This window comes from Selenomonas sp., assembly GCF_052169755.1.
Classification (GTDB): domain Bacteria; phylum Bacillota; class Negativicutes; order Selenomonadales; family Selenomonadaceae; genus Selenomonas.
In genome coordinates this window covers 1-7,502 of the sequence record NZ_JBQNBV010000102.1, presented here as the reverse complement: position 1 = coordinate 7,502, position 7,502 = coordinate 1, and the positions used below count along the sequence as shown (strand labels likewise).

Annotated in this window: 4 protein-coding genes, 1 pseudogene and 1 riboswitch; all 5 genes and pseudogenes read left to right on the top strand. The window is 53.6% G+C overall.

The features are described from left to right. On the top strand, positions 1-282 hold a 282-nt coding region (locus ACTTKG_RS07810; RefSeq protein ID WP_442673659.1), incomplete at its 5' end, for an FAD-dependent oxidoreductase. Positions 283-396: 114 nt separating this feature from the next. Further along, positions 397-957: a 3'-5' exonuclease gene (locus ACTTKG_RS07805; RefSeq protein WP_442673658.1), complete on the top strand. Its 561-nt coding sequence runs from the start codon at positions 397-399 to the stop codon at positions 955-957. 331 nt (positions 958-1,288) lie between these two features. Then, positions 1,289-2,203 (top strand): Rpn family recombination-promoting nuclease/putative transposase, encoded by a 915-nt coding sequence (locus tag ACTTKG_RS07800; protein WP_442673657.1) that lies wholly within the window; start codon positions 1,289-1,291, stop codon positions 2,201-2,203. 95 nt (positions 2,204-2,298) lie between these two features. Further along, positions 2,299-2,472: riboswitch (cobalamin riboswitch) on the top strand. A 337-nt stretch (positions 2,473-2,809) separates the two neighbouring features. Next, positions 2,810-5,281, top strand: coding sequence for a TonB-dependent receptor (locus ACTTKG_RS07795; protein WP_442673656.1), 2,472 nt, complete (start codon positions 2,810-2,812; stop codon positions 5,279-5,281). Positions 5,282-5,293: 12 nt separating this feature from the next. Beyond that, a pseudogene (locus ACTTKG_RS07790) lies at positions 5,294-7,502 on the top strand (autotransporter outer membrane beta-barrel domain-containing protein); the annotation flags it as partial.

Below are 7,502 nucleotides of genomic sequence, written 5' to 3'. Positions count from 1 at the left end.
GTGCCCATCGAAGGCTCGGAGTTCGAGCTTCCCGTCGATACGGTCATCATGTCCATCGGCACGGGGCCGAATCCCATCGTCGCGACGACGACGCCCGGCATGGATACGACGAAGCGCGGCAACATCGTCGCTGACGAGGAGACGGGTGCGACGACGAAGGAAGGCGTGTTCGCGGGCGGCGACATCGTGACGGGCGCGGCGACCGTCATCTTGGCGATGGGCGCGGGCAAGAAGGCGGCTGCCGCCATCGACGAGTATCTGCAGAAGAAAAAGAACGCCTGAGCTTCGGAGAAGACCGAAGCGGCAGGCGTGTTCGAGGGACGCGGGAGAGACAGCGTCCCTCGGCGTGTATATGGCGCGGCAGTGCCGCAGAAAGTGTTTTGCGAGGTGATCGCCATGATGAACTATATCGCGATTGATTTTGAAACGGCGACGGGCAGCATGAACTCCGCCTGCAGCGTGGCTACCGTAGAGGTGCGGGACGGACAGCTAAAGGAAGGGTGGACGACGCTCATTCAGCCGCCCGGACTTCGCTTCGACAGTTTCAACATCGGCATCCACGGCATAAGGCCTAAGGATGTGGCAGATGCGCCGACCTTCGCCGAGGTCTGGGAAGAGTTGAAGGAGCGCCTTGCCGGCAAGCTCGTCGTCGCGCACAATGCGTCCTTCGACATGGGCGTGCTCAAGGCGTCGCTCCTTGCCAATCGCCTGCAGGCGCCGGATTTTCGCACATGCTGCACCGTGCGCATCGCACGCAAGGTCTGGCCTAGCCTTGACGATCACAAGCTCAACACCGTAGGCGCACACCTCAATATCAACTTCCGCCACCACCGCGCCTTGGACGATGCCAGAACATGCGCCGCCATCCCGCTTTTCGCAGGCATGGAAACGGGCGCCGACGACATAGAAGAGCTTGCACAGAAAATCGGCGTGAGGATCGGCCATTTCGGCGCGTGAAGGAAAGAAAGGAAGCGCAAGATCGTCTGTGACGAGATTCATGCGCTTCCTTTTTCTATGAAAGCCAAGAAGTCAAGCCGAAAGCGCAGGCTGATTGACGAACTTTCATTAAGGGCGGCGCACAATGTCCGGAAAGCGGACATTTGTGGTGTAGTTTATCCAGCTTCAGAAGAGCGTATACATGCGTGCTAGTTTTGAATGTATACAGGGGTTTGTTAATCTGTATCTTTTGAATGACTGGTCGAAGAAGTTATATAATGCTATAATAAAAACAGAAAACAGATTCTACGCCATCAAGATATGATAGGAATTTAAGCGGGAGAAAATTATTATGGATAGAGATGAGAAGGCACAATGGCGGCAGAGATTTTTAGAGATATTAGCAGGTTTTCGTTTGCTTGATGATGACTTTATGACGGCGGTGTTTCAAGGCAGTTTGCCGTGTGTTGATCTCGTTTTGCAAATCATCTTGAATAATCCTCAGATTAAAGCAACGAAAGTGACTACGCAGGATACGTTGAAAAATTTACAAGGACGTAGTGTACGCCTCGATATCCATGCGTGGACAGACAAGCAGGAATTTAACATCGAGATTCAGCGTGGAGGAAAAGGTGCGGCAGAGCGCCGAGCTAGGTATAACAGCAGCCTTATGGATGCCAATGCTTTGGGCGCAGGGGAAGATTATGATAAACTGCCGGAATCGTATGTGATCTTCATTACAGAGACAGATGTGTTGGGGTATGGGCGACCGATTTACAGGGTTTGCAGAATGATTGAAGAAGAAAACCACGTCTTTTGTGATGGCTCTCATATTATTTATGTCAATAGTTCGATGATGGATGAAAGTACGCCGCTTGGCAGACTGATGCATGATTTCCGTTGTACGCAGGCGGATGATATGTATTATGCTATATTATCAGAACGCGTAAGATATCTTAAGGAAACAGAGGAAGGAGCGATCAGCATGTGTGAAGCGATGGAAAATCTCATGAATGAAGTGAAAGCATACAGTGCAGCGCAGGGCATGGCACAGGGCATGGCACAGGGCATGGCACAGGGCATGGCACAGGGCATGGCGCAGGGCATGGCGCAGGGCATGACGCAGGGCATGGCACAGGGCATGGAGAATGAGCGCATTTTTTCTATTCGCAAGCTCATGATAAATTTGCATCTGACGGCGGAAAAGGCAATGGATGCTTTGTCCATTCCGAAGGAGGAACAAGCGAAGTACAAGGCGATGCTTTGAGCGACGGACAATTTAAATTGACGTAGCTTTTCTTAAAAAGTATTGACAAATGCCGTACACCGTATTAAACTTTAAATTAATGAAACCATAAAAATTAAATATGGTAGGGAACAGGTGTCGCAAGACTTAATAGGGAATCCGGTATAAGCCGGAGCGGTCCCGCCACTGTAAGAGGAGTCCACCAAAAAATACCACTGGAAAGTTTTCTGGGAAGGTTTGGAGGGGCGATGAATCTGAGCCAGGAGAACTGCCTGTTTCAACATCACCGTCGGCTTTGAGGAAGATCCTCGAAGTCGGTACCTGCGAGCGATGGGTAGGGGATTTCGTCTATGAGTTTCGGGATAGATCTATCTCCGGTGCGGTTTTTTCGCGCCGGTTTTTTCTTTCCTGTGCAAGTGATACGCACAAATGTCCGATGTATGGATGGTGTGCGTTGTTTTTACCTGTTGGAATCCGCCGGTTTGCACCGACGGGATCTGCTCTTGGACGTCCATGATACATTCTGACCGTCTGCTCCATGCTTTGGGTGCAGGCGGTTTTTGTTTTCGGGAATCACGGACGGCATGTTCTTTGTGATTCCTTAAGGAAACGCAGGGAGGCTGTATTATGTCAAAGAAGAAAGAACGGCGATTGATTGCAGGCGTATTGTCCATGTTGGCTGCAAGTGCTTTTTATCCCGCAGCGGCAGGGGCGGCAGAGTCCGAAGCGGTGCAGACGGCACAGGCGGCGGAAGCTGTATCGCAGCATTATGCGACGGAGCCGATCACCGTCGAGGCGAAGCGTCCCGATTGGGAAGAAACGCTCTCGCCGGGTACGGTGACGGTCATTCGCCCCGAGGAGTTCAAGGGGGAGCAGAAGACCTTGGCCGACTTCCTCAAGATGGTGCCGGGCGTCCATGTGCGCGAGGTCAACGGCAAGGGGCAGTATACGACCGTGACCGTGCGCGGCTCGACGGCGGCGCAGGTCGGCGTCTTCGTTGACGGCGTGCTGACGAACCTCGGCGGCGACGCGGCGGTTGACATCTCGACGATTCCCGTCAGCAACGTCGAGCGCATCGAAGTCTATCGCGGCTACATCCCCGCACGCTTCGGCGGCACCTTCATCGGCGGCGTCATCAACGTCGTGACGAAGAAGCCGACAGGCGCACACGGCTCGGCGGAGATCGGCCCCGGCTCCTTCGGCTCGAAGAAAGCCTCGGTCGAGGTCACAGCCCCCGTTGGCTCGGGAAGCCTGCTCTTCGGTCTGAACCACGAGTCGCGCGACGGCGATTTCCCGTATCACAGCTATGCAGCGGATCAGTGGTTTACGAATACAGCGGTTGGAAAAGACTACATCAAAAACACGGCGGAATTGAAGCAGCTTCTTGCAATGACGCCGGCAGAGCGAGCCGCCTATGATGTCGCAAACGGCGCAGGGGCGTGGCAGCTCACCGTAGCTGCTGATAAACAGTGGTTGGAAGATCATCAGAGCCTTGCAGATGCGGCGCGGGATGCGGAGCGCCGTCGGAAATACAACGACTACAGCAATACCGATCTCCTCGTCAAATGGCAGAACAACGATTGGATGATTAAGGGAACGTACAAGACGGTGGATCGTCACCTGCCCGATAGCCTTTGGGTCGATATGAAAAGCTATTTTGACATGATTACTCCGGGGCTGAAAGTGGATCGGGAAGATCTCTATAAACACGACAGCCGCCGCCAGAAGATTCGCGCCTCAGAGCTGCTTGTACAGCGCCGCTATCTCGGGAAGAGGTTTGAGTGGGGCTGGATGGTTGACTATCTCAACCAAAAAAAGGAGTATCGTGCCGAGCACCTTTATACAGGTACGACAAAGAAGTGGGATAGAACCCCTTTGCGCGAGTGGAGCGAATACCGCTCGAATAAATATAATATTCAAATGGACGGAACATATCAACTCGATGCGCGTAATATGTTGGATTTTCAGATCAATTATTCGCACGAGCGTATGAATATCTGGGGAGATGGACTGGAAAAGGTCATTGATGATACGGAGGCAAAGATCGGTAATCTCTGGGCGCAGATGCGCGATCAGTTCGATCAGGATATTTTCAATGTCCAAATTCAGGACACGATTACGCTTGACAAAGAAGGGTCATGGCAGCTGACGCCTGCCATTCGCTATAATCAATCAAAGATTACAGGGTATAGCCGCTTGGGCAGATTCAACCCATCAAAGACCTATCATTGGATTCATCCGCAGGATGATCAAACTGATGCCAAGGTGACTTGGCAGCTTGCACTGAAAAAGAAATTTAACGACAACTTCACCATGCGCATGACGGGCGGCACCTATTACCGTCTGCTCAATATGTACGAGATTGCGGGTGACGGTGCGGGCATCCTTCCTGCACCGCGTGATTTTCGCGGCGAGAGTGCCGTATTTCCGCAGCCGGAGGAAGGCAAGCAGTTTGATCTCAGTGCGATCTGGGACGGCAGGGCGCTCGGTGCGGACAATCGGACGACGCTTACCTACTTCTGGCGTGATACCGATCGTATGCTCATGCTCTATCGCGCGGGACTCACCTATAGCTCCTACTTCAACGATGCGCGCGGCAAAGCGAACGGCGTCGAGCTGCAAACGAATTTCCACTGGAAAAAGTTTGATCTCGACATCGAGGGAACCTATATCAAGATGAGTGCGCAGCGTAAAAATTCCACCGTGCATTATGATTGGACCGATATTCATCCGACGTTTCAACCGGAGTGGGAAGGGAATCTGCGATTGACCTATCGTCCGACGGCACAGTGGCTCTTTTTCGGCGAGGCGCATTATCTTTCAAAATATTACACGCATTATGCCCTGCCGAAAAGCAACGCTGCCACCCGCGAGCTTGCCGGACGTCCGACGGAAGCGCTGACTACGGTCAATTTGGGCTTGAAGTGGTCGCCGCGCAAGGATATGACGCTCTCGCTCGGCTGCAACGATGTATTTGACCGTGCGCCCGGGCAAAGGGTGGAAAGCCTGCAGCGTTTTGGGAGCGATCCCGGCAGCGTGAACATCGAGTATCCGCTGCAAGGTCGCAGCTATTATATGACATTCCGCTATGAGTTCTAGGGAGGTAATCTTATGAAATTACAGTTTTGCAGGAAACAACGTATGCGCCTTACCGCACTCGTCGCGGGCGGACTGCTCTGCGCCTCGACGGCAAGCGCGGCAAATCTTGTTTCGGCCGTTCCATCCGACTATGGCAACAGTGAGATGGGGACGGTCACGGGTTCGCGCGTGACAACGGATGTGGATGCCGAGCCGCAGGTCGGCGTGCTGAAGAATCTCAACCGTGATCCCGCATCCTACGGACTGCATCTCGCCGGTAAGAGCATGGTGTTTTTGCGTCAGTACACCTACAGCACGACGGAACTTGAGGCAAATCTCCTCATCGATCCGAACTCTAAGGGTGCTGCGGCTGCTGCGGCGGGCGGCAAAATCCTCGCTGCTCCGAATCCACATGCTGTGGCAGGAACGGACACGCATATCTATGTGACGGGCTACGATCTCGGGAAAATCGGCGTCGTGCAGCGTGTCGGCAACAAACTCTTTGAAAACCGTGCTGCAACCGTCGATCTCAAGGAGGACATCAAGCGATACTGCGGCTATACGTTTACAGAGAGCTTCGAGAATCTTGATAAAGATCAGCATGGCAATGCGGGAAACACCTATACGGGAGATCCGGAAAAAGCGCAGGTGCATGGTGAGGCGCTGCTCACCGTGGGGAAAAAGCTCTATGTGGCGACATCCGTCAACCCGCTCGGCGGCACCGATCCCTACGATGACGGATTCCTCATGCAGTATGACATCAAGGATGACGGCAGCCTGCAGTTCGGCAGCTATACGCGCATCAGCCGTAATATCGACCAAGGTCGGCTCAATCGATTCAACGATCATATTCTCGTTTCCTGCATCGGCGGCTATCAGCACTATGACGGATCGGGGAACACGCACTATACGGCGATCAGTGTGGCGAAGATCGACGACAGCGGCAATTTGATCGGCACGCAGAAGAAAAGTGTCCGGCTGCCGCAGCATGTCAAAGATACCGGACAGGATATGCGCGACATTAAGACTTTGCCGAACGGCACGGCGTATGTCATGACCTATAATTTGGATCCGTCAGGCAGCAAGATCAATGCACATGTCTATCAGACGACCATATCCAACCTGCTTTCGGATGACCCCGAGCCGTGGACGAAGGTCACATCCGTCGAGCATGGAGAGGGCTGGTTCGGCAAACTGAATGCCGAATACTACACGAAGCGTCTTTGGCTGGAGCTTGGCGATACGCTGCGCGCCTATACGGATGGCGATGCTGTGGAAAAGTATAGATGGGTGGCGAAGGATTTTTCCGAGAACAAGGCATTTTCCAGATTCAATAAAGTCACGATGCTTGAGCCGGATCATGTCACGGGGACACTCGCCAATGTCAGCCTCACGCTGCCGGAAGAGCTGGGCGGCGGCACAATGGCTGCTGCACCGAACCCGAACGCCGTCTGGCAGACGGGCAGCGATGCCGATCCCGTGACGAGCACGCAGACGTACAGCGGCGACAAGCTGCTCAATATCGGCAAAGACAAGCTCGGCGACAAAAAGACGAATGTCCTCGCTGCCATCTATGCGGCGAATAACAATATTGACATCAATGCCGCAGGGCATAAGCTGGATCTCCAAGTGGAAAACACCGTCGGCAATCCGACGGGCATCTATGCAGGAAACGGCAAGAACGTCACCGTGAACGCCCGTGAAGTCAATATCATCACGAAAGGTTTCAAGGGCGGCAATAGTCTGACGAACGCCATACAGCTCGATGCGGCAAAAGACGCAGCATCAAAGATTGAGATCAACGCGCCGGTCAATATCTCAATGACGGGCGGGCTTGGCGGCAACGGCGTCGCCGTGCAGAAGAGCGACCGCCGCGGCGAAAAATCGTATGAAGCGACGGTCGGCTCGAAAATCACCATCGGCGGCAATCTGAAGATTGCAGGCGCATCGACCGATCAATGGGGCATTCCGCTCAACCGCGAGAATGTCTTTTCGCGATTCAACAATGCAGGAATCTTGACGCAGGTGGAAAAGAGCAATGTGACGGTAAACGGCGATGTCGATATGACCGTCTACGGCAACGGCGTCACGACGAATGCGAAAGATAGCAGCGTTCATCTCGGCGGCGGCTCGATTCAAGCGCCCGCAGGCATGAAATACAGCTACTACGCACTCGCCGCCTATCAAGGCGAGATCAATATGAACACGGGTGCGAACGGCGCGACGCCCGGCACGAAAGATG